The 23391-nt window shown below is 41.8% G+C and carries 15 protein-coding genes; 12 read left to right on the top strand and 3 right to left on the bottom strand.

Annotated features, from left to right (window positions below):
• Nucleotides 1-9: 9 nt before the first annotated feature.
• Nucleotides 10-1584, top strand: a complete 1575-nt coding sequence (locus tag G608_RS0100525; RefSeq protein ID WP_035794242.1) for an AMP-dependent synthetase/ligase — start codon at nt 10-12, stop codon at nt 1582-1584.
• A gap of 14 nt (nt 1585-1598) precedes the next feature.
• On the opposite strand, the gene G608_RS0100530 is transcribed toward G608_RS0100525, so the two are convergent.
• Nucleotides 1599-2171 (bottom strand): TetR/AcrR family transcriptional regulator, encoded by a 573-nt coding sequence (locus tag G608_RS0100530; protein ID WP_026494353.1) that lies wholly within the window; start codon nt 2169-2171, stop codon nt 1599-1601.
• Between the two features lie 153 nt (nt 2172-2324).
• Between G608_RS0100530 and G608_RS0100535 the strand changes: the two genes are divergently transcribed.
• The 9 genes from G608_RS0100535 to G608_RS0100575 all read left to right on the top strand — a co-directional run bounded on the left by G608_RS0100535 (nt 2325) and on the right by G608_RS0100575 (nt 16319).
• The gene (locus G608_RS0100535; protein WP_026494354.1) at nt 2325-3992 is read left to right on the top strand and encodes a fibronectin type III domain-containing protein; all 1668 of its coding nucleotides are present in this window, start codon (nt 2325-2327) and stop codon (nt 3990-3992) included.
• A 238-nt stretch (nt 3993-4230) separates the two neighbouring features.
• A complete protein-coding gene (locus G608_RS22040; RefSeq protein WP_051208649.1) occupies nt 4231-5718 on the top strand; it encodes a BspA family leucine-rich repeat surface protein in 1488 nt (495 codons plus the stop codon).
• A 460-nt stretch (nt 5719-6178) separates the two neighbouring features.
• The gene (locus G608_RS22045; RefSeq protein ID WP_026494355.1) at nt 6179-7882 is read left to right on the top strand and encodes a clostripain-related cysteine peptidase; all 1704 of its coding nucleotides are present in this window, start codon (nt 6179-6181) and stop codon (nt 7880-7882) included.
• 313 nt (nt 7883-8195) lie between these two features.
• A complete protein-coding gene (gene pheS, locus G608_RS0100550) occupies nt 8196-9215 on the top strand; it encodes a phenylalanine--tRNA ligase subunit alpha (protein WP_026494356.1) in 1020 nt (339 codons plus the stop codon).
• 15 nt (nt 9216-9230) lie between these two features.
• Nucleotides 9231-11651 carry a phenylalanine--tRNA ligase subunit beta gene (pheT, locus tag G608_RS0100555; protein WP_026494357.1) on the top strand — a complete coding sequence of 807 codons (2421 nt, stop codon included), beginning with the start codon at nt 9231-9233 and terminating at the stop codon, nt 11649-11651.
• A gap of 218 nt (nt 11652-11869) precedes the next feature.
• Nucleotides 11870-13366, top strand: coding sequence for an aminopeptidase (locus tag G608_RS0100560; protein WP_026494358.1), 1497 nt, complete (start codon nt 11870-11872; stop codon nt 13364-13366).
• Nucleotides 13367-13548: 182 nt separating this feature from the next.
• Complete coding sequence (gene queA / locus G608_RS0100565) at nt 13549-14628, top strand: tRNA preQ1(34) S-adenosylmethionine ribosyltransferase-isomerase QueA (protein WP_255345308.1); 1080 nt, start codon at nt 13549-13551, stop codon at nt 14626-14628.
• 60 nt (nt 14629-14688) lie between these two features.
• On the top strand, nt 14689-15039 hold the full coding sequence (locus G608_RS0100570) for a PilZ domain-containing protein (protein ID WP_026494360.1): 351 nt from the start codon (nt 14689-14691) through the stop codon (nt 15037-15039).
• Between the two features lie 29 nt (nt 15040-15068).
• Nucleotides 15069-16319 (top strand): nucleotide sugar dehydrogenase, encoded by a 1251-nt coding sequence (locus G608_RS0100575; protein WP_026494361.1) that lies wholly within the window; start codon nt 15069-15071, stop codon nt 16317-16319.
• Nucleotides 16320-16446: 127 nt separating this feature from the next.
• On the opposite strand, the gene aroA is transcribed toward G608_RS0100575, so the two are convergent.
• Nucleotides 16447-17778 carry a 3-phosphoshikimate 1-carboxyvinyltransferase gene (gene aroA / locus G608_RS0100580; protein ID WP_051208651.1) on the bottom strand — a complete coding sequence of 444 codons (1332 nt, stop codon included), beginning with the start codon at nt 17776-17778 and terminating at the stop codon, nt 16447-16449.
• 37 nt (nt 17779-17815) lie between these two features.
• Nucleotides 17816-18916, bottom strand: coding sequence for a prephenate dehydrogenase/arogenate dehydrogenase family protein (locus G608_RS0100585; protein WP_026494363.1), 1101 nt, complete (start codon nt 18914-18916; stop codon nt 17816-17818).
• Between the two features lie 217 nt (nt 18917-19133).
• On the opposite strand from G608_RS0100585, the gene G608_RS0100590 reads away from it, so the two are divergent.
• Complete coding sequence (locus G608_RS0100590; RefSeq protein ID WP_026494364.1) at nt 19134-21224, top strand: elongation factor G; 2091 nt, start codon at nt 19134-19136, stop codon at nt 21222-21224.
• Between the two features lie 143 nt (nt 21225-21367).
• Nucleotides 21368-23311 carry an EAL domain-containing protein gene (locus tag G608_RS0100595; protein ID WP_026494365.1) on the top strand — a complete coding sequence of 648 codons (1944 nt, stop codon included), beginning with the start codon at nt 21368-21370 and terminating at the stop codon, nt 23309-23311.
• Nucleotides 23312-23391 lie beyond the last annotated feature (80 nt).

The raw sequence follows: 23391 nt of genomic DNA on the forward strand, positions 1-23391 counted from the left end.
GAGGAGACCATGAAAAATATAAGATCTATCTGGGATGACACTGTAAAGAAATACGCAAAGCTTCCGGCTCTTAGGTGGCTTTCGAAAAAGAATATATGTGAAAAGAGCTATGGGGAAATAGATGAGAAGGTTAAGGATGTCAGAGCTATGCTGGAAAAAGGTGGATACAGAGGCTCACATATCGCACTTATCGGTACCAGCTCCGAACAGTGGCTTGAAGGATATCTTGGAATAGTCACAGGAGTAAATATCGCAGTACCTCTTGATGCTAATCTTCCTGATGATGAGCTTATAGAGCTTTTGCAAAGGGCTGACTGCGAGGCACTTTTCTTATCGGAGGCAAGAGCTTCATTAAAGGAAAAGGCATTAGAAAGTTGTCCTAAGATAAGAGATATTTGGATGCTGACAAAGGAAGAGTTCGAAGCTTTCCCGAAGCACGATATAGAGGTGTCAGGAGCCGGAGATTATGAAATTGCAACGATTATCTATACCTCGGGAACAACCGGAAAAAGCAAGGGAGTAATGCTTAGTCAGGAGAACCTTGCTGAAAACGTGAATAACGTTGTATATGATGCAAATCCGGGATGTGTGGTGCTTAGCGTTCTGCCGATTCATCATGCATATTGTCTTGTGATGGACTACCTTAAGACTCTTTCTCTTGGCTCGGTTGTATGTATCAATGATTCCTTTATGCATATGGTGAGGAATATGTCTGTTTTTAAGCCTGAAGTAATGCTGATGGTGCCTCTTATGATAGAGACGATTTATAAGAAGGTGGCATCGGCGGAGCAGGATGCTATTGCAAGAGCCATGGAGGCAACAGGTGTCCCTGAATCGGCAATCCCCAATAATGTACTGTACGCTATAAGAAGGGGTATTTATGAAAAGGTCTTTGGCGGTAAGCTTCGCATAATCTTCACGGGCGGAGCTCACCTTGATTCCTTCTATATTGAGAAGTTTGCAGAATACGGAATCGATGTACTTGAGGGCTATGGTATGAGTGAGTGCTCACCTGTAATTACAAGTAACACGCCGGATAATCATAAGCCGGGATCCATAGGAAAGCCCCTTAAGAATGTTGAGATTGCGTTTGAGAATGGAGAGATTCTTGTCCGGGGCAGCAGCGTTATGAAGGGTTATTACAAGATGCCTGATGAAACAGCGGAGACCATCACAGACGGATGGCTTCACACAGGGGATAAGGGATATATTGATGAGGATGGTTATCTTTTCATAAATGGAAGAGTAAAGAATCTGATTATAATGTCCAATGGCGAGAACGTATCACCTGAAGAGATAGAGAACAAACTGGCTCTGCATCCGCTTATAGCAGAGGTTGTAATAACCGGTGAAAACAACGGACTTACGGCAAGGATTTTCCCTGAACCTGAGCAGGTGGATAAAAGAAAACTCTCAGAGGAGGATATCAGAGAAGAAATACAGAGCTTCATCGATGAGTTCAACAAATCACAGCCCACCTACAGACACATCACAGCACTGGTTATCCGCAAGACGCCCTTTATCAGAAATACCACAGGCAAAATAAAAAGGCAGGATGCTCTTAAAGAGAATCCTGCCGCATAGCAGCCATATTAAAATCAATACATAAACGGGAAAATACCGTTCAAAAAGATAGTAGTAAGAATATCAGCAATATTTTCAGCCGGGGATGCGAAGTCCTCGGCTGTCCATTTGTGAAGGACGCCGATGGTGGCACCTATTGTGCCGGCAATCATGTATGTGTACTGTTCTTTGGAAACGTTTTGAAAGTGGTATTCATCTGACCTGCCCGTTACATATTTATGGAACATAAGCATGGCCTTTTCAAAGAACCCGTCACCTCTTGCGCTCTCTAGAAGTCCTGCAAGAAAGGGATTCTTTTTGGTGTAATTGCAGATCGCCAGAAAATAGGAGCGGCAGATATCCTTGTTATTTTCAGGGTGGAAGCTTTCCATCATGTGAAAAATGTCATCTATGGTCTTATCCTCAGCTGCAGTTACCAGTGCGGGAATGTTCTCGTAGTGGTTATAGAAGGTGCTGCGGACAATGCCGGCCCTTTTTATCACATCAGAAACTGTGATCTTATCAAAATCCTTTTCCTTAATGAGCAGGAAAAATGCATCTATTATGGCATCCTCAGCGGTGCTGTAACGTTCATCAAGTTCATTCATGTTTAGCCTCTGTTTATGGTACGTGTTAAAAGTTATTGAGATTATATCACAATGTTATGTCAGTACGGGATATTTTTCCTTTTACCATAACGGCTTTCTGTGTAGTATAATCGTTATTTGAGGGGAAGAAAAAAAGTTTTAGGGGAAAAACTTATGAAGACAATCAAAGAAACTTTCTTACTTTTCATCACATCCATGATGTGTATTTTTTCTGTGTTTGTGTGTTCATCCATTGTATCCAAAGCGGCGTCAAATGAAGCAGCGACTGAGGTTCGATTCGAAGGAGATCATGTTCACTTCAAAACAATATCAGAAGGTTATTATGCCTGCATGATAGCAAACAGCCAAAATGGAAGCAAAGATAAAATCTTTTTTTACGGGTATATTTCCGGCTCTAACTTAGACAACCCGCGCCTTGGAACCTTTCAGAATGTTTCGCTTAAGGCAAATGAAACTATTGATTACAAAGGAAGCTGGAAGTATAACCAGCTGGGGAAGATGACTTTGTATGTTTTATATTCATCCGAACCCATTACACTTTCTTCAAATAAGGCATACATAAGTGATTATAAAAAGAATTCCAAATTAAGAATTTCTGAGTATTCAACGACTATCAGCAAGAAAACACCTATGGCAAAGGATTATATTGTAGGAAAAGAAGTTGGTGTTAAAAACACGTACGTATCTTTCAAGGCTGTGTCATCGGATTTGATTGCTGAGTATTACAGCTCTCCTTCAAGAATTGAAGCAGGTTGTACTGTAAAGTTTTTTTTGACAAACAACGAATTTGTTATCAGAACCATGTCAAGTGATCTGAACAGCTGCGCAAACTCTGATTCTGTGAAGATAAAGTTAAAGGATATACCAGGTAGGTACAATGTTACCCTGTCTTATACCGGTGGGGGAGGTTTTGCCAGCCTGGATCCCAGGGAAATCAGCAAAACAGACTGGGGTATCAAAGGGGCAAAGTTTAATCTTTATAAGACAACATGTAAAGGATCCAAGTTCAAAGAATGGAAGATTATATCAGGTAAAGCGACAATAACCAATGATACTCTTGTTCTTACAGATTCAGATGTTGAAATTCAAGCAGTTTTTGAAAGAGATCCTGATTATGCCCCTTCAGAGCCTGAAAAACCCATGTGCACAGTAGGCTTCGATCCAAATGGCGGAAGCGGAACCATGAAAAGAATATCTGTTGAGCAGGGATCATATTACACATTGCCGTCATGCACATTTATAGCTCCTAAAGGCAAAGAATTTGATAGGTGGGACATGGGTGAACCGGGTTCAAAAATCAGGATTACCGGATTGACAGTACTACAGGCTTTGTGGAAAGATAGAACGGTAGAAGAGCCGGAACCGGCAAAAGATCCCGAGCCATCAGAAAATTCTGGGCCATTAGATAATTCCAAAACAACAGAAAAGCCCGAAACATCAACTCAGACCGAGGGGGCTCCTAAAGTAAAGGAAACACCCACTTCCCATGAAGCTGAATCGGCAGCTTCCGAGGATATCGATTCAAAACAAAAGACCACGAAGTTCTCAAAGCTCACAGCCCAAAAGAATAGCATTACTCTTAAATGGAAGAAGCAGACTAAGGGCGGAATCAAGGGCTATGAGATTCAGTATAGTACAGATAAAGGTTTCTCAAAAAATATAAAAACCGTAACTGTAAGTAATGCAAAAACGACATCAAAAACAATAAAGCGTCTGAAATCCGGAAGGAAGTATTATTTCAGAATCCGCACCTACAAGAAAGCTGGTTCTGATAAGATATATTCAATATGGAGTAATATCAAAAAGCTGAAAACAAAATAATATCATGGGAGATGCATAAATAAAGCCATTGAAGAGTATGAAATGATACTTTTCGATGGCTTTTAATTCGTTTAATTATTTTTTTGGCGATAATTAATATGCAATTAAGATATGGGGCGTAAAATTATAGAAATGAAAAGTTGATTAAACTTTTAGTGATGCGTTTAAGGAGGATTTTATATCTAGAGGAAACAGCAGAGCATTATGGTTAACAAATTTGATAAGAAGGGTAATGTGTATGAGTATAGTAATGGCACTTTTCCTGATAGCATTCAGTACTAGTGCCAAGGCAAGTGGAAACTGGTATGAGGATTTTGTTTATACTTTGGATTCTCAGAATCATAAACTGGTTATTACAGCACTTTCAGATAAGGGGAAGAAAGCTTCAGAATTGACAATAGAAGCTACAGCCACAATTAGTGGAGTACAATATGCAACCATACTCGGCGATGAAAATCAGAATGAATATAATCACTTTAAGTTTTATGGATCTAATTCCGGATATAACCTAAAGAAAATAACCATCAAGGATGGCGTTACTATACATGGTTATAGCTATCCTAACGAAAACCCATTAATATCGGACGGTTATTTACAGTGCTTTGATTATTTCAAAGACCTGAATAATCTTGAAACGCTAATAATTGGTAATGTTGATACAACGGCTATTAAAAGGATGACAGGATTGTTTAGCGGTTGTTCCAAACTTACAACACTTGATCTTAGCGGGTTGGATACACAAAATGTTATATATTTTAGCGATATGTTTAGGGGATGTTCATCACTCACAACAATAACCTTTGGAACATTTAACACTGGAAATGCATTATATATGAGCAGTATGTTCGAAGGATGTTCGTCGCTTACTTCACTGGATATTCACGGCTTTAATACAGCAAAAGTAAGAAGTATGTATAATATGTTTTCTGATTGTTCATCTTTAGCGACACTTAATATGTCCGGACTGGATGTATCAAAAGTTGAGGATATAGATGATATTTTTTTTAGATGTCCGTTAGTAAACTTATCTTTGGGAAATCATTCAGAGGCTTATGTATATGATCTGACAGGATTCACAGGTATTTCTGAACCTTGTATATTTAGTGGTTTTACCGGAAAGGAGTTGTATTTACCGGTAGTAGGTCTTGGAGACACTGATTTAAGCAGCTGTGATTATATTTATTATGCAGGTAATGCACAGCAGTGGGCTGCTCTAAATAACACAACCAAAGCTACAGCAACAATAGTATTTGGCGCTGATACCACGCAGCAAAATGATGATGAAAATGGTGACCAAAACGGCAACCAGGGCGGAGACAAGAATAACACTAATGGTGGCCAGCAGGATAAAAATCAAACCACAACTGATGATCAGACTCAAAATCCTGTAAGTCCTACGAACGAAGAAAAGAAGGAAATAATAGATAAAAAGCAGGTTAAGACTTCTGTTTCAAAGGTAAAAGCAGGAAAAAAATCATTTATTGTTACATGGAAAAAACAGACTTCAAATGGAATAAAGGGGTACGAGATTCAGTACAGTACAAATAAGAAGTTCAAGAAGGACGTCGAGATTGTATCAATTGGCAAGAATAAGACTACTTCAAAGAAAATTAAAGGACTTAAGTCAGGAAAGAAGTACTATGTAAGAGTCAGAACATATAAGATATCTAATTCTAACAGGGTATATTCTAAGTGGAGTAAAACCAAAAACATAACTGTTCGATGATCCTACAAAGGCTAAGATTACACAAAATAAGAATGAAATTAGCTATGACAAGCTTAAGAAAAAAGCCCAGAAGGTAACCATTAAAATTGCAAGATCTAAAGGAAAGTTTAAAAAGACTACACAGACTGTGAAAATCATCGTTAAATAATTCCATTTGCATTTTGCTTCGAATATGTTTTGATGTTTTACGTCTGATAGAGCCGCTATGTTACCGAAACATATGATGCTTTATCATGGATACAAATGCGAGGAATCCGCTTAAACTGTGGATTCCTCGCATTTAATATTCTTACAGATAAAGCTCTGACTATCAAAAATCCAAAAAGTTATTTTTTTATCAATTTAATTAAAGTATAATAAAACGGTTGAGGGGACAATATGACATAGAGACCTTCCTATAAGAGTATGCTGAAAAAGGCCGGCGCATCAAAGAAGGCTAAATTCAAATAATGAGGGGATTATGTGGCGTAAATTAAAAAAGATCACTGTTACAATACTGGCGGTACTTGGTGTACTTTTCATAATCATTATGCTTATGCCTGATGATGAGGAGTCGGAGGATCGTCCGAGAGAAGAGGCGGATGTTATTGCTGCCGTGGAGGAGAGTGCTTCAACCGAAAGTGTGTCAAAAGAAAAGGAAGGTCCGTCTAAGGAGAAGGGGGCTGCTGAGGCATCCTCTGCGAATGTAGAGAGTATTTCTGTTGGAACCGAGGCAAAATCAGCTACCGTTATGATATACATGAACGGCTCTGATCTTGAGACCAATGCAGGAGAAGCCACGGATGATATTGCGGAGATGATCTCGTCCGGAATCGGAGATAATGTCAATGTAATAATCCAGACCATGGGAACTAAGGAATGGCAGAATTACGGCATTTCATCAAAGACAGCCCAGACCTATAAGATTGAGAACGGAGATCTTAAGCTTGTGAGAGATAAGCTGGGACAGCTTGACTGCACCTCAAAGGATACTCTGTCAGAATTTATCGGCTTTTGTAAAGATAATTACGCTGCTGAGCGCTACATCTTTATTTTCTGGGATCATGGCGGCGGTCCGGTTTACGGATTTGGATATGATGAGTGGCAGTCTCAGGATTCGAGCCTTACTATTGCTGAGATGGCGGCTGCTTTTTCAGAACACAGCGATATATATTTTGATGTTATAGGCATGGACTGCTGCATTATGGCTAATCTTGAGACCTGTTATGCGCTGTCTCCCTTTTGCAGATACACTGTTTTATCAGAGGATTTTGAGTCCGGACTTGGCTGGAGCTATACGGGCTGGATGAAGAAATTTGAAGAGAATCCCGGAATTTCTGCACCGCTTCTTGGAAAAAACATAATAGATGACATCATAAGCGATAACGAGGACAGCTTTGGCGGCGATTCAGCCTGCCTTGGACTTTTTAACGAGTCCACGGCAAGAAATCTTTTTACAGCATGGAAGGCCTATGCTTACAAAAATGAAGATGCTCTACTTAATAAGAACTACAGTAAAATTCACATGGCAAAGGGCCGTTCAAGCAAAGGCTTTTGGGACATGTGGGGATTTGATGAAAGTGATGTAACCCTGTCTGACTACTACATAAGTGACATTCTTGCGCTTGTGGAGGGAATTGACAATAGCAGTGATGAGGCAAAAGCACTTATGTCTGCTCTGAAGGCAGCTGTTGCCTACTATGGTCATACCTCAGATAAAAACGAGCTGACAGGATTATCGGTATCTCTTCCCTATGGCGATTCATATTTTTATGAGCAGCTGAAAAGCGTCTATAAAGATATAGATTTTGATGAAGAATACATAGATTGGCTCTCAAGATTTGTATCCACAGACAGCTACGAGGATTACTACAATTATGACAGCTTTGAAGACAGCTGGGATGGCTGGGGCGCCTATGAGGATGAGTACGGTTGTAATATAAGTGGCGGCGGCTCCTGTGAGTATGGCTATGACTATGATTCAGGTGATTATTACGGCTATCAGGATGAATGGGAGGAAGATAACTGGATTTACGACTATGAAGAGGAAATCTGGTATCTCTATGAAAACGGAACCCTTTATCTCTATGACGACAAGACGGATACAACCTACTACTATGATGAGGATACAGATGAGGTATTCTACTATGATGAGAGTGCGGATGATTGGTTCCTTGTAGAATGATGCTTTGAGATTTGAAGCTAAGGTGTCTTGACTTTTCACTATCCCATCGTTAAACTATTGTGAAGAGCGTTGAGGATGTGGGGAATATCCCCGGGATGTTCTGTTTTCCATACAGAGAGATGAGTCACTGGCTGAGAGCTCATCAGGTAAAGGCAGTTCGGAAATTTCGCATCGGAGCTACAATTTAATGAAATTAAGTGTCTGCCATGTTTTTTGTGGCAGGAATCAGGGTGGTACCGCGGATTATATTCGTCCCTTACATCTAAAAGATGTGAGGGACTTTTTTATCTTTATTTTTCAGGAGGTAAACATGATTAAAGAGCAATTAGACAAAATCAGGGAGAGCGCACTTAAGCAGATCGAAGCCACCGAAGGTCTTGATATGCTTAACGACATTCGCGTTAATGTCCTTGGAAAAAAGGGTGAGCTTACAAGCATACTTAAGAGTATGAAGGACGTAGCACCTGAGGACAGACCTAAGGTCGGCCAGATGGTAAACGAAGTCAGAGAAGAAATCGAGAAGAGTCTCGAGCATACCAAAAAGAAAATGGAGGCGGCTGTTCGTGAGGCAAAGCTTGCCAGCGAGACTATAGATGTTACGCTTCCTGCTAAGAAGAATAATGTAGGACATCGTCATCCCAATACTATTACACTTGAGGATGTTGAGAATGTATTTATCGGAATGGGCTACGAAGTAGCTGAAGGTCCCGAGGTCGAGAAGGATTATTACAACTTCGAGGCACTTAATATTCCCGCTGATCACCCTGCAAAGGATGAACAGGATACATTCTATATAACAGGAGACCTTCTTCTTCGTACACAGACATCATCCACTCAGGTTCATGAGATGGAAAAGGGTAAGCTTCCGATTAAGATGATAGCTCCCGGACGTGTATTCAGAGCAGATGAGGTTGATGCAACACACAGCCCCAGCTTCCACCAGATTGAGGGACTTGTAATTGATAAGGATATTACCTTTGCTGATCTTAAGGGAACTCTTGCTGAGTTTGCAAAGGAGATCTTCGGTGAGGATGTTAAGGTTAAATTCCGTCCTCATCACTTCCCCTTCACAGAGCCTTCTGCTGAGATGGATGTAAGCTGCTTCAAGTGTGGCGGTAAGGGCTGCCGTTTCTGTAAGGGCGAGGGATGGATTGAAATCCTTGGCTGCGGAATGGTACACCCTCACGTTCTTGAGATGAGTGGTATCGATCCCGAAGAGTATACAGGCTTCGCATTCGGTCTCGGTCTCGAGCGAATCGCAGTACTTAAATATGAAATAGACGATATGAGATTACTTTACGAGAACGACATTCGTTTTCTTGAGCAGTTCTAATTTGGGAGGTTAAGAATGGACGCATCATTATCATGGATAAAAGCATACGTACCGGATTTAAATGCAAGTGATCAGGAGATCCTTGATGCACTTACTCTTTCCGGAACAAAGGGCGAAGGTTTTCATCGCCTTGATAAGAATTTAGAGAAAATCGTAGTAGGACAGATTGAAAAAATTGAGCAGCATCCCGATGCTGATAAGCTTGTTATCTGCCAGGTTAATATCGGATCTGAGAAAATTCAGATTGTTACCGGCGCTAAGAATATGAAGGAAGGAGATAAGGTTCCCGTTGTTCTTGACGGCGGCAGAGTTGCAGGTGGTCATGACGGAAGCCCGAATCCTGAAGACGGCATCAAGATTAAAGCCGGTAAGCTTCGTGGTATCGAGAGCTACGGTATGATGTGCTCAATCGAGGAGCTTGGTTCAACCAAGGATTTCTATCCCGATGCTCCTGAGGATGGACTTTACATTCTTCCTGAGGACACAGAGGTTGGAGCAGATGCAGTAGAGGTCCTTGGACTTCATGACACTGTATTCGAGTTCGAAGTAACCAGTAACCGAGTAGACTGCTACAGTATTCTTGGTATTGCAAGAGAAGCAGCAGCTACATTTAAGCTTCCCTTCAAGGCTCCCGAGGTAAAGGTTGAGGAGACAGAGGAGAAGGCTTCTGATTACATTTCAGTAGAAATTAAGGATGCAGACCTTTGCTCACGTTATTGCGCAAGAGTCGTAACAGATGTTAAGATCGGACCTTCACCTGAGTGGATGCAGAGAAGACTTGCTTCTAACGGTGTAAGACCTATTAACAACATCGTTGATATCACTAACTATGTAATGCTTGAGTATGGTCAGCCCATGCACGCTTTTGATCTTTCCACTATTGCAGGAAATAAGATTGTCGTACAGCGCGCTAAGGATGGTGAGAAGTTCGTAACACTTGATGGCCAGGAGAGAAATCTTGACAGCGAAGTAATCATGATCTGTGACGGCGAGAAGGAAGTTGCTGTCGGCGGTATCATGGGCGGTGAGAATTCTATGATCACTGAGGATGCTACAACAGTTCTGTTTGAGGCAGCTACCTTCAACGGACCTAACATCCGTAAGAGCTCCAAGAGAATCGGACTTCGTACAGACGCATCAGGCTTCTTTGAAAAGGGTCTTGATCCCAACAATGCGGAGGATGCCATCAACCGCGCATGTCAGCTTGTAAACGAGCTTGGCTGCGGTAAGGTTACACAGGGTATCGTTGAGGTTAAGTCTCCCATCAAACCTCTTAACAGAATTAAGTTTGATCCTGAGAAGATCAATAAGCTTCTCGGTACAGATATTGACAGACAGACAATGCTTGATATTTTCGCAAGAGAAGAGCTTTCCTATGATGAAACTACAAACGAGATCATCGTTCCCAGCTTCAGGCAGGATCTTATCGGTATGTGCGACATTGCAGAAGAGGTTGCAAGATTCTGGGGATATGACAAGATTCCTTCAACTCTTCCCAAGAATGCACCTACAACAGGTAAGCTTACCTTCAAGATGACAGTTGAGAAGACAGCAAGAGAGGTTGCACAGTTCTGCGGCTTCTCACAGGCATACGGATATTCCTTCGAGAGTCCCAAGGTATTTGATAAGCTTCTTTTAGCCCAGGATGCACCTGAAAGAAATGCGATTACAATTTCAAATCCTCTTGGTGAGGACTTCTCAATTATGAGAACAATTCCGCTTAACGTAATCCTTACAAGCCTTGCAACTAACTACAAGCGCAGAAACAAGGATGTTAAGCTCTATGAGATAGCAAATATCTATGTTGCAAAGGAGCTTCCTCTTAAGGAGCTTCCTGATGAGAGAGCACAGTTTGTACTTGGTTTCTACGGAGAGGGCGATTTCTTCACAATGAAGGGCGCTGTTGAGGAGTTCCTTGGACAGATTGGCATGGCTGATGAGCTTGAGTATGACGCTAAGGCAGGTAAGCCTTTCCTTCATCCCGGACGTCAGGCTTTAGTTTCCTTCAAGGGTGAGTGCATCGGATATCTCGGTGAGGTTCATCCTGAGGTTCTTGATAACTACGGAATCGGAGCAAGAACATATATCGCAGTTCTTGACCTTCCTGCTATCGTACCTCATGCAAACTACAACCGTGTATACACAGGTATTGCTAAGTTCCCTGCTGTTACCCGTGATATTTCAATGGTTGTTCCTACAGCTGTTACTGCAGGAGAGATTGAGAAGATGATCAAGCAGCGCGGCGGTAAGAAGCTTGAGAAGCTCGAACTGTTCGATATCTATGAGGGCTCACAGATTGAGAAGGGCTATAAGTCAATGGCATACTCACTGGCCTTCAGAGATAAAGAGAAGACTCTTGCTGATGATGAAGTAAATGCAGCTATGAAGAAGATTCTCAACGGCCTTGAGAGCCTTAATATTACACTTAGAAGTTAATTATATAGCCTCATCCGTCAGCTTCGCTGACACCTTCTCCCAAGGGAGAAGGCTAAAAAGTCTTTCCCCTTGGGTGGAAGGTGCTCGAAGGGCAGATGGAAGGCTAAAAAGTCTTCCCCCTTGGGTGGAAGGTGCCTGAAGGGCAGATGGAAGGCTAAAAAGCCTTCCCCCTTTGGGGGAAGGTGCCCGAAGGGCGGATGAGGGAAAAGGAGTACGCAATGAAAAGAACAAATATGTGGACAAAATACAATGCAAAGCAGCTTAAAGAGCTTGAAGCCTTTGCTGATAACTATAAGACTTTCCTTGATAATGCCAAGACAGAGCGCGAAGCCATCGACAGCATTGTAAATGAGATTGAGCAGGCAGGATATCGTGAGCTCAACACACTTATTGGAAAGAACACAAAGCTTAAGAAGGGCGATAAGGTTTACAGCGTATGGATGAATAAGTCTATCGCTATGTTCCAGATCGGTTCTGATCCCCTTGAGACAGGTATGAATATCTTAGGTGCTCATATCGATTCTCCCAGAATGGATGTTAAGCAGAACCCTCTTTACGAAGATACAAATATTGCTTATCTTGATACTCATTACTACGGTGGTATCAAGAAGTATCTCTATGTTACCATTCCGCTTTCAATCCACGGTGTTGTAGTTAAAAAGGATGGTACAACAGTACAGCTTAATGTAGGTGAGGACGAGGATGATCCGGTATTCTTCATCAGCGATCTTCTCATCCACCTTTCAGGCGATCTTATGAGCAAGAAGGCTGCTACAGTTGTTGAGGGTGAGGCTCTTGATCTTGTAGTTGGAAACAGACCTTTTGTAATTGAGAGCGATGAAAAGAAAAAGGCTGAAAAGAAGAACACAAAGCTAACAGATGGTCAGCAGTATGCTGTTGCTTATGAGAAGGAAGAGAAGGAAGAAAGCGGCAAGGTTTCAGGTGCAGTTAAGCGCGGAATCCTTGGAATTCTTTATGATCTTTACGGAATCGAGGAGGACGATTTCCTCTCTGCAGAGCTTGAGATCGTTCCTGCAGGTAAGGCAAGAGATGCCGGTTTTGACCGCTCAATGATCCTTGCTTACGGTCAGGATGACAGAGTATGTGCTTATCCTTCAATGGAAGCACTTCTCGGTGTTAAGAATCTTAAGAGAACAGGCTGCTGCATCCTTGTTGATAAGGAAGAAATCGGAAGCGTTGGCGCAACCGGTATGGAGAGTAAATTCTTTGAGAACGCCGTTGCAGAGCTTATGAACCTCTGCGGTGATTATTCAGAGCTTAAGCTCAGAAGATGCCTTGCAAATTCATGCATGCTTTCATCTGATGTAAACGCTGCATTCGATCCCATGTATGCAGGTCAGTTCGAAAAGAAGAACGCATCACTTCTTGGTTATGGCCCTGTATTCAGTAAGTTCACAGGAAGCCGCGGAAAGTCAGGCTCTAACGATGCTAATGCTGAGTATATCGCTCATCTTAGAAGCATCTTTGAAGAGGACGGTGTAGACTTCCAGATGGCTGAGCTTGGTAAGGTAGATGTAGGTGGTGGCGGAACCATCGCATATATTCTTGCACTTTACGGAATGAATGTAATTGATGCAGGTGTAGCAGTTCTTAATATGCATGCTCCTTACGAGGCTACATCAAAGGCTGATATCTATGAGGCGCTCCGCTTGTATAAGACATTCTTAAATAAGGCCGGAATGACTAATATGTAAAGCACCCTCATCCGGCACTTCGTGCCACCTTCCCCCTTTAGGGGGAAGGCAGGAAAAGAGCCTTTTCCCCAGGGGTAGGGCAAGAAAAGAGCCTTTTCCCTAAAGGGGGAAGGCAGGAAAAGAGCCTTCTCCCTTGGGGAGAAGGTGCCCGAAGGGCGGATGAGGGATATTAGGAGAAAATATTGAGTACTACAGAAAATAATGCGCAGGACCCTAATCTGGGTCTTCGCACAAGTGATTATTATTTTGATCTTCCACAGGAGCTGATTGCACAGGATCCGCTTATGGCCCGTGATGACTGTAAGCTTCTTGTGATGAATAAGGAGTCTGGTAAGACAGCACATAAGATTTTCCATGACATCATAGATTATCTTAAGCCCGGTGACTGCCTTGTTCTTAATGATACCAAGGTTATTCCTGCAAGACTTCTGGGAACGAAGAAGGACACAGGAGCGGCAGTCGAGATTCTTCTTTTGAAAAGAAGAGAGAACGATATTTGGGAGACTCTTGTTAAGCCCGGTAAAAAGCTTCGCCCCGGCGCAGAGGTCACATTTGGTGATGGAAGCCTCACAGCAAAGATCCTTGATATTGTGGAGGAAGGAAACAGACTTGTTCAGTTCTACTACGAAGGAATCTTCGAGGAAGTACTGGACAGACTTGGTGAAATGCCACTGCCGCCATATATCACCCATAAGCTTCAGGATAAAAACATGTATCAGACGGTTTATGCAAGATATGAGGGCTCAGCTGCTGCACCTACTGCAGGACTTCATTTTACCAAAGAGCTTCTTCAGAAAATTCAGGATAAGGGAATTGATCTTGCTTATGTAACGCTTCATGTAGGCCTTGGTACCTTCAGACCTGTTAAGGTTACAAATGTACTTGATCACCACATGCATACAGAGTGGTATCAGGTTACACAGGAAGCAGCCGAGAAGATAAATAGAGCTAAAGAAAACGGTCACAGAGTAATCTGTGTAGGCACCACAAGCTGCAGAACAATAGAGAGTGCTGCAGATGAAAACGGTCATATTGAACAGTGTGCGGATAATACATCCATATTCATTTATCCCGGATACAAGTTCAAGGTAACAGACTGCCTTATTACAAATTTTCATCTGCCGGAGTCTACTCTGGTTATGCTGGTATCGGCTCTTGCAGGCAGAGATCACGTGCTTGACGCCTATAAGGAAGCTGTCGATAAAAAGTATAGATTTTTCTCTTTTGGCGATGCTTGTTTCTTTACGGACGACGAAATTTAAGCTAAGATATATTTATATTGGTATTGCTAGGTTCAGAACAATATTTATGTGGGGGATATTATGGACGAGAGAAGAAAGTACAAGAGACTTGATCTTACAGGCGAGCTTATCATGAAGCCTATGCATGGCAGTAGTAATGAGGAAGCTGAGACTGTTGCAATTTCCATCATGAACTGCTCAAGAGCAGGAATGGGCTTTATGTCTGACGTTCAGCTGGTTATGGGTGATAACTATGAAGCTAATATAACCATTTGGACGAAAGAAGTTTTACATGTATTTATCAAGATTGTAAGAGGCACCATGCTTGAAAACGGATATGAATATGGTGCAATCTTTATTGGTATGCCGGAATATGACAGACAGCGTATCTCAGTCTATGAGACTGTACAGGAGACGCTTGCCGGAGAATAATTTAGGGCCGGTATTAAATAGGAGAGAATATGAATAATAATTGTGAGGTGAAGATTGCTGTTGCGGGAGCGGGCTATGTCGGACTTTCAATCGCAACACTTCTTTCACAGAGACATCAGGTAACAGTTGTTGATGTAATACCCGAAAAGGTGGATATGCTCAATAAGAGAATATCACCCATTCAGGATGAGTATATTGAAAAGTTTTTTGCGGAAAAAGAGCTTAAGCTCACAGCTACATTGGATGGAGAAGCAGCATATAAGGATGCTGATTTTGTTGTAATCGCAGCTCCTACCAATTATGACAGTAAGAAGAATTATTTCGATACAAGTGCCGTTGAAGCAGTAATTGAGCTTGTTAAGAAGGTTAATCCAAATGCCTTCATGATAATAAAGAGTACGATTCCTGTTGGCTATACTGAGAAAGTCAGAGAGAAGATGGGATCTGATAAGATACTGTTCAGCCCTGAGTTCCTTAGAGAGTCAAAGGCACTTTATGACAATCTCTATCCCAGCAGAATTATCGTTGGCGTGGATGAAAGTGATGAAAAGCTTGTTGAGGCAGCTCACAAATTTGCAGCCCTTCTTAAGGAGGCAGCATTAAAAGAGGATGTTGAAGTCCTTTTCATGGGAACTACCGAAGCTGAAGCTGTTAAGCTTTTTGCTAATACATATCTTGCACTCAGAGTATCATATTTTAATGAGCTTGATACTTATGCAGAGATGAAAGAACTTGATACCACCAGCATTATTCGTGGTGTCTGCCTTGATCCCAGAATTGGTGATTTTTATAATAACCCTTCCTTTGGTTATGGCGGATATTGCCTGCCTAAGGATACCAAGCAGCTTCTGGCAAATTACTCGGATGTCCCGGAGAACCTGATCGAGGCTATTGTTGATTCCAACAGAACCAGAAAGGATTTCATAGCAGACAGAGTTCTTGATATTGCAGGCGCTTACGGTAACAGTGCAAACTATGATAAGAACTTTGAGCATGAGGTTATTGTGGGAGTCTACAGACTTACTATGAAGAGTAATTCAGATAACTTCCGTCAGAGCAGTATTCAGGGCGTTATGAAGCGTATAAAGGCTAAGGGTGCCACTGTTATTATTTATGAGCCGACTCTTGAGGATGGAACAACCTTCTTTGGAAGCAAGGTTGTAAACAATCTTGAGGAGTTCAAGAAACAGAGTCAGGCAATTATTGCTAACCGCTATGACAGCAGCCTTGATGATGTTAGTGATAAGGTATACACAAGAGATATCTTTAAGAGAGACTGATAGTTATTCAGGTAAAAATAAAAGGAATGTTGTTAAGAGATAATTCTCAAAACAACATTCCTTTTTTGTCTTTATGATATTATTCTCTGCAGAAAAACATCGTTTATACTGCAGTTTAGATTTTTCATTATTGTAATAGCCTCTTAAGATCATTGAAGAAAGCGGGATAGGAGATGCCTACGCACTTGTCATCGATAATCCTTGTCTGACCGTTTGCGGCAAGGGCAGCTATTGCGAAGCTCATTGCTATTCTGTGGTCACCCTCTGTTTCTATATCGGCAGCAACAAAAGGACGTCCGCCGTTTATGATCATTCCATCATCTGTGGGCTCGATGTCGACACCCATAAGCTTTAGATTATTGCAGATGGCATCAATTCTGTTTGATTCCTTTACCTTAAGCTCTGCGGCATCCTTAATGATGGTGGTGCAGTTTGCGGAAGCAGCAACAACAGCGAAGATTGGAAGCTCATCTATCATGGTAGGAATAAGCTTACCTGAAAGCTCAAATCTGCCGTTAACACCTCCGTGAAGCTGTGAATAGCGAACATGAAGGTCAGCTCTTGGCTCAATTGATTCATCAACGTTTTCAAGCTCAATATCAGCGCCCATCTGTTTGAGAACGCATAGTATTCCGGAGCGCGTCTTATTTATTCCGACATTATGAATGACAATATCTGATCCGGGAACAAGCAGAGCAGCAGCAATGAAATAAGCGGCTGATGAAATGTCACCCGGGACATTGACCTTTATACCCCTTAGAGGTGAACCGGGATGAAGAATTGCTGCGGCACTTCCCTTAACATCCACTTCATTATGGATGTCAGCACCGTAGGCTCTTAGCATTATTTCCGTATGATTTCTGCTGAGTGCAGGTTCATAGACTACTGTGTCACTGTCTGAGTAAAGACCGGCAAGAAGTATGCAGGATTTTACCTGGGCAGAAGCAACAGGACTGTGATAAGTGATACCACGAAGTCTTTTGCCTCCCTTAATAATAAGAGGAGCGCAGTCATTTCCCTTAAGAGAAGATATGTCTGCTCCCATCTGAGTAAGTGGCTTAATGATGCGGTTCATGGGACGCTGCTCGATGGAATTATCACCTGTGAGCACAGTATCAAAGGGCTGTGCGGCAAGAATACCTGCAAGAAGTCTCGTGGTAGTGCCGCTATTGCCGGTAAAAAGTCCTGTGTCCGGTGCTGAGAGCCCATGAAGACCTCTGCCGTGAACTGTTATTGTGGGAACTCCGTGAACGGGACGCTGAGTATGTTCGATCTGGATACCGAGTTTTCTGAAGCAATCGATAGTAGAGAGGCAGTCTGCACCCTCAAGAAAACCAGTAATCTCGGTTGTACCATCTGCAAGGGCGCCAAACATGACGCTTCTGTGTGAAATGGACTTATCCCCCGGGACATAGACATGTCCTTTTAACGGTTTAGAACTTTTTTCAATACTTATCATGGATTGCACCTCATTTATGTCTAAGAAAATAACGCAGTTACTTGGCGGACGGATATCCGTGATTGTCTAATAATTGTACAGCTTTTTCCATAGCTTTTCCATCGTGAAACTCTATGCTGAGTGTTCCGTGTTCATCCTCTCTGTTATGTACGATTCCGATATTCTTGATGTTAATGCCGTTAACAGAAAGAAGTGTTGCAACGGAAGCAATGTTTCCGGGCTCATCGGCGATGTCGACTCTTGTGATATATGTTTTCCTGATAGGACCTCTGTTGAGATCGTTGAAGGAATCCCTGTATTCTCTTGCCGACGAAAAGAAATCCATAAGACTGTCGCCGTCGGCGTCATCTATGACATCCTTCATTTCCTTAATATAATCGATATACTTATCCAGCAGAGTCACGATGTTTTTGCGATTGGTAAGACAAATCTGCTGAAGCATAACAGGCGAAGAGGAGGAGATTCGCGTGATATCCTTGAAGCCGCCTGCAGCAATTGTCTTCATAAGCCCATCAGAATAGTCGCTTCGTTCTACCAGATTAACAAGACAGCCGCTTATTACGTGGGGGACATGGCTTATAGCCGCAGTAGCAAAATCATGCTGCTCGTAAGGAATGATGAGAGGAGTAGCACCCATCAGTTCTACAAGCTGTCTGTAATTCTCAAGACGTTCATCTGAAGTTTTTTCTGTTTTAGTAAGGATGTAGTAGGCGTTTTCAAGTATGGAAGCCTTTGAATTGATGTAACCGATACGCTCTGTACCTGCCATCGGATGTCCGCCTATGAACTGATCCTCGAGACCAAGCTCCTTAACATGTTCGTGAATACTGGTTTTTACCGAACCGATATCAGATAAGGTAGTTTTTTTGTCAAGGAATGGTTTTAATATTGAAAGATTATCATTGTTACGTTCAATAGGAGCGCATAAAAAAATGTAGTCACATTCTGTAAAATGTTCATCTATAGCCGGCGCGATAACGTCTACGATACCGTCAGCCTTAGCTCTTTCAGAGGTTTCACGGTGGGGCGTGTAGGAAATAATACGCATGCCGGGAGCCTTCTCCTTAAGAGCTCTTGCCATGGAGCCACCGATCAGTCCCAGACCGATAAATCCACAGGTTATATCATTTGCATTCATTGAATTTACCTCGAGTTTTCTCTTTGACCCCGCCAAACGTGTGACGAAATCTATATCACTATAACACGTTAAAGTGTGAAAAGCAATAATTGTGCAAATTGTTTTGAATTACTTGTATTGTATGCACAATTTTAGTAAAATATCTCTATAGGGTTGGGGGAAATCTGAATATTCTCAAGCATTTTACCCAAAGAAATAAATTACTGGAGGAACAGAGATGAAAGTTTACACTAGTGACAAAATTCGTAATGTCGTACTCTTAGGTCACGGGGGAGCAGGAAAAACTTCTCTAGCTGAGGCAATGGCATATCTTGCAGGTATCACTTCCCGCATGGGTAAGGTAGCTGATGGAAATACCGTTAGTGATTTCGACAAAGAAGAGCAGAAGCGTCAATTCTCAATCAGCACAACAAATATTGCGCTTGAGTGGGATGATCACAAGATCAACCTTCTTGATGCACCGGGATTTTTCGATTTTGTTGGTGAGGTTCAGGAAGCAATGAGTGTTGCTGATGCAGCAATTATCGTAGTTTCAGGTAAGGCCGGCGTCGAGGTTGGAACTGAGAGAGCATGGGATCTTTGTGAGAAGTACGGAATACCGCGTATGTTCTTTGTATCCGATATGGATATTGATGATGCTTCATACAGACAGGTAGTTCAGGATCTTACAGATAAATATGGTAAAAAGATTGCACCATTCAACCTTCCTATTCGTGAGAATGAGAAGTTTGTAGGTTATGTAAATGTTATTCAGGAGAAGGGCTTCCGTTGGGAAGGCAAGGACGCAGTTGAGTGCGAGATCCCTGAATATAATAAAGAATATCTTAGTCAGTATCGTGACACTCTCATGGAAGCAGTTGCTGAGACCAGTGAAGAGTTCATGGACAGATATTTCAGCGGTGAGACCTTCTCAGAGCAGGAGATCCGTTCCGCACTTCGCAACAATGTTTGTGACGGTTCTATCGTTCCCATCGAGATGGGTTCAAGCATTCTTGCTCAGGGTGTTTATACACTTCTTGATGATATCATCAAGTATATGCCCGCTCCCGAGAACCGCAAGATGGCCGGCATCAACATGAAGACCAATGAGATTTTCGAAGCAAACTTCGATTTCTCAAAGCCTAAGACAGCTTTCGTATTCAAGACCATGATGGATCCTTTCATTGGAAAGTATTCCATGATCAAGGTTCGTTCAGGCGTTATCAAGACTGATGATGTTATGTACGATTCCAACAAGGATACAGAAGTTAAGATTGGTAAGATATATGTAATGCAGGGTAATAAGACTATAGAAGTACCTGAGCTTCACGCCGGTGACTTCGGTGCCCTTCAGAAGCTTGATATCAGTACAGGTGATACCCTTTCAACCAAGGCTAATCCTGTTCAGTACGCTAAGATGGACATCTCTGAGCCTTACACCTACATGAGATATAAGGCAAAGAATAAGGCTGATATCGATAAGATTGCTCAGTCTCTTGCAAAGCTTTCAGCTGAGGATGCAACTCTTAAGGTTGTTAATGATGCTGAGAACCGTCAGTCACTTATCTATGGTATGGGTGACATGCATCTGGATATTGCAGTTAGTAAGCTCCTTAACGAGTACAAGGTTGAAGTAGAGCTTGATAAGCCCAAGGTAGCTTTCAGAGAGACTATCCGCAAGAACTCAGATGTTGAGTACAAGTATAAGAAGCAGACCGGCGGACATGGTCAGTATGGACATGTTAAGATGCGTTTCTCACCTTCAGGTGATGATACACAGGCTTACACCTTCGAGCAGGAGGTTGTAGGTGGAGCAGTTCCGAAGAACTACTTCCCGGCTGTTGAAAAGGGTATAAATGAGGCTTCTCAGAGAGGACCTCTTGCAGCATATCCTGTTGTTGGCGTTAAGGCTGTTCTTTATGACGGATCCTACCATCCGGTTGATTCCTCTGAAATGGCCTTCAAGGTTGCAGCAAGTAATGCATTCAAGAAGGGCTTCATGGAAGCAGGTCCTGTTCTTCTTGAGCCTATCGCAAGCCTTAAGGTTACTGTTCCGGATGCATATACCGGTGACGTTATGGGTGATCTCAATAAGAGAAGAGGCCGCGTTCTCGGAATGAATCCTACAGGTAACGGCAAGCAGGTTATTGAAGCAGACATTCCTATGATGGAGCTTTACGGCTACTGCACAACACTTCGTTCAATGACAGGTGGCGCCGGTGATTATGAATATACCTTTGCACGCTATGAGCAGGCACCTTCAGACATTCAGGAGAAGGAAGTTACTGCAAGAGCAGAGAAGGTTAAGGAAAACGGCATCGAGGATTAATGGTAATTACGGGGCATCGCTATTTTGCGATGCCTCTTTTTTTATACTTTTTTTAGCCTTTCTTTAATGTGTGTTGATACTATTATGCTACGATATTTAAAATGAAGTATTACTGTAATGTGATAATCTATGAGGAATGAATTATGCCAATGTTTGGAATTCATAGTGCTCTGAGATATGAGATAGTAGGCGAGTATGCAAGTCTTTTTCTTTCTTTACTCATCCTTGTTTTTATGGTTTTAACAAAACCAAGACAATCAAAAGCTTTTAGCTTCCTTCTATGGGGCAATGTCACTTCGATCGTTGCCACTGTTTTGATGATTTTTATAGTGGAGATCGCAAGTAATACGGAGTATTACAGCAGGAGCTCTTTCACAATACTGCTGATAGTATTTCTTGTTCTATATGCTCTTATTCTGGTTGATACCTTCAATTACATAAATCTGATGAGTGAACGAAGAATTCAAAGGCGTTCTGTCATTGTGATGATCTATATCTTAGTGGCAGTGATTTATTTTTCAGGAGCGATCTATCAGGTTGCCATGAAAAATTTCTATTATGTAAGGACTGACGGCATAGATCTGACGCATTTTACCAGATATTACTGTATAGCCGGAATTGTTTGCGCTACTATATGCTTTGCTATGTGTTTTCAAAGAAGATCGACCATATCAAGAATAGTTATGAGGGGAATTTATATAGTGATTCCGCTCGAATTTGTTGTACTTTTTGCTCAGGTATTGGACAGAAATTCCATTTTCAGTGCGGCTACCTATACTTTACCATTCATTGCTATTTATCTGCTTTTCCATTCAAATCCATATGATGAGGATACGGGTTGTCAGAATGTTGGGGCAATGGAGAGCAGATTCATCACAAACAACAAGATGGGAAGAGTATTCTATCTGGCATATATCGAATTTCCGCAGCTTCTTGGAAATTCCAGAAATCCCAATTATGAGACGCTGACCCTGGAGCTTGCAGATGTTTGCAGGAAAATCGAGCGTATTTCAAGAAAAATCCACCTTTACAGGGTTAATTACGGAACCTTCATTGCCATTATGGAAGTTAAGGAGCGCTCTGATGCCGAGAATTATGCCGATCAGATGCGTGATATTTTGGAGGATTTCTATAAGACTGATATCGATCATATACATTATTTTCTGGGTGTTGGCGGTGATAGCAGACGTTTTGTGGCACAGGGAAATAAATGGACTCAGTTTTTCATGAAATATATCAAGCAAAAATATATGGTAGATGGACAAAATGTGTATATTTTTGCTAACGGTAGCGACTTCCGCGCTTATGATGATATCTATAATATAGAACAGACTTTGGCAGATATCAGAGCAAAGATGGATCCGGATGATGATAGAATCCTTTGCTATGCACAGCCTATTTACAGCGTCCGGAAGGAGAGCTTCAGATCGGCTGAGGCACTTATGCGTCTTTGCATCGACGGCAGAATGATACCTCCGGATGAATTCATTAAGATTGCAGAAACCACAGGATGTATCCATTCTCTGACTGTTATTATGATGCACAAGGTTTGTAAGGCTGTAGAGGACCTTTCCCTGGAATATGATTTTGATGCGCTGACAATAAACTGTTCAACTGCGGATTTTGTGGATAAGGAATTCTATAAAGAAATTATGGATATTATCCATACCTATAATGTTGATCAGAAGAAGATAAGGCTTGAGCTTACCGAGTCTATGATGGCGGATAGCTATGATGCTGTTAAGTACAATATGAATATGCTTAACATGGAGGGTATCCAGCTTTACATGGACGATTTTGGAACCGGCTACTCAAATCTTGAGCGTGTTCTTGACGTTCCTGTTCAGACAATTAAGTTCGATAAATCCCTGCTCTATAAGTCCATCGAGGATTCACGGGTTGAGGATATTATCTCCTATATGATCGATACCTTTAAGAAAAATGGCTTCATTACGCTGGTTGAAGGTGTAGAAGATGAGAAGCAGAAAAATTACAGTATAAACCGTGGTTTTGACTATATTCAGGGATATCATTATGCAAAACCCATGCCGATAGAAAACCTGGTAAAATATTTCAAAAAGAAGTAGGCAGGAATGTAAGAACCTTGAATAAGGCACCTTTATATGGTAAAATTTGAAAAGTTTATTTTCGCGAAAATCCATATAAA

It is taken from the genome of Butyrivibrio sp. WCD3002 (assembly GCF_000424265.1).
In the GTDB taxonomy this organism is placed as follows: Bacteria; Bacillota; Clostridia; order Lachnospirales; family Lachnospiraceae; genus Butyrivibrio.

What these genes read in the sequence shown, in the direction of transcription:
- G608_RS0100525 (WP_035794242.1), top strand. Translation starts at nt 10, where the DNA reads ATGAAAAATATAAGATCTATCTGGGATGACACTGTAAAGAAATACGCA.
- G608_RS0100530 (WP_026494353.1), bottom strand. Translation starts at nt 2,171, where the DNA reads ATGAATGAACTTGATGAACGTTACAGCACCGCTGAGGATGCCATAATA.
- G608_RS0100535 (WP_026494354.1), top strand. Translation starts at nt 2,325, where the DNA reads ATGAAGACAATCAAAGAAACTTTCTTACTTTTCATCACATCCATGATG.
- G608_RS22040 (WP_051208649.1), top strand. Translation starts at nt 4,231, where the DNA reads ATGAGTATAGTAATGGCACTTTTCCTGATAGCATTCAGTACTAGTGCC.
- G608_RS22045 (WP_026494355.1), top strand. Translation starts at nt 6,179, where the DNA reads ATGTGGCGTAAATTAAAAAAGATCACTGTTACAATACTGGCGGTACTT.
- pheT (WP_026494357.1), top strand. Translation starts at nt 9,231, where the DNA reads ATGGACGCATCATTATCATGGATAAAAGCATACGTACCGGATTTAAAT.
- G608_RS0100560 (WP_026494358.1), top strand. Translation starts at nt 11,870, where the DNA reads ATGAAAAGAACAAATATGTGGACAAAATACAATGCAAAGCAGCTTAAA.
- G608_RS0100570 (WP_026494360.1), top strand. Translation starts at nt 14,689, where the DNA reads ATGGACGAGAGAAGAAAGTACAAGAGACTTGATCTTACAGGCGAGCTT.
- G608_RS0100575 (WP_026494361.1), top strand. Translation starts at nt 15,069, where the DNA reads ATGAATAATAATTGTGAGGTGAAGATTGCTGTTGCGGGAGCGGGCTAT.
- aroA (WP_051208651.1), bottom strand. Translation starts at nt 17,778, where the DNA reads ATGATAAGTATTGAAAAAAGTTCTAAACCGTTAAAAGGACATGTCTAT.
- G608_RS0100585 (WP_026494363.1), bottom strand. Translation starts at nt 18,916, where the DNA reads ATGAATGCAAATGATATAACCTGTGGATTTATCGGTCTGGGACTGATC.
- G608_RS0100590 (WP_026494364.1), top strand. Translation starts at nt 19,134, where the DNA reads ATGAAAGTTTACACTAGTGACAAAATTCGTAATGTCGTACTCTTAGGT.
- G608_RS0100595 (WP_026494365.1), top strand. Translation starts at nt 21,368, where the DNA reads ATGCCAATGTTTGGAATTCATAGTGCTCTGAGATATGAGATAGTAGGC.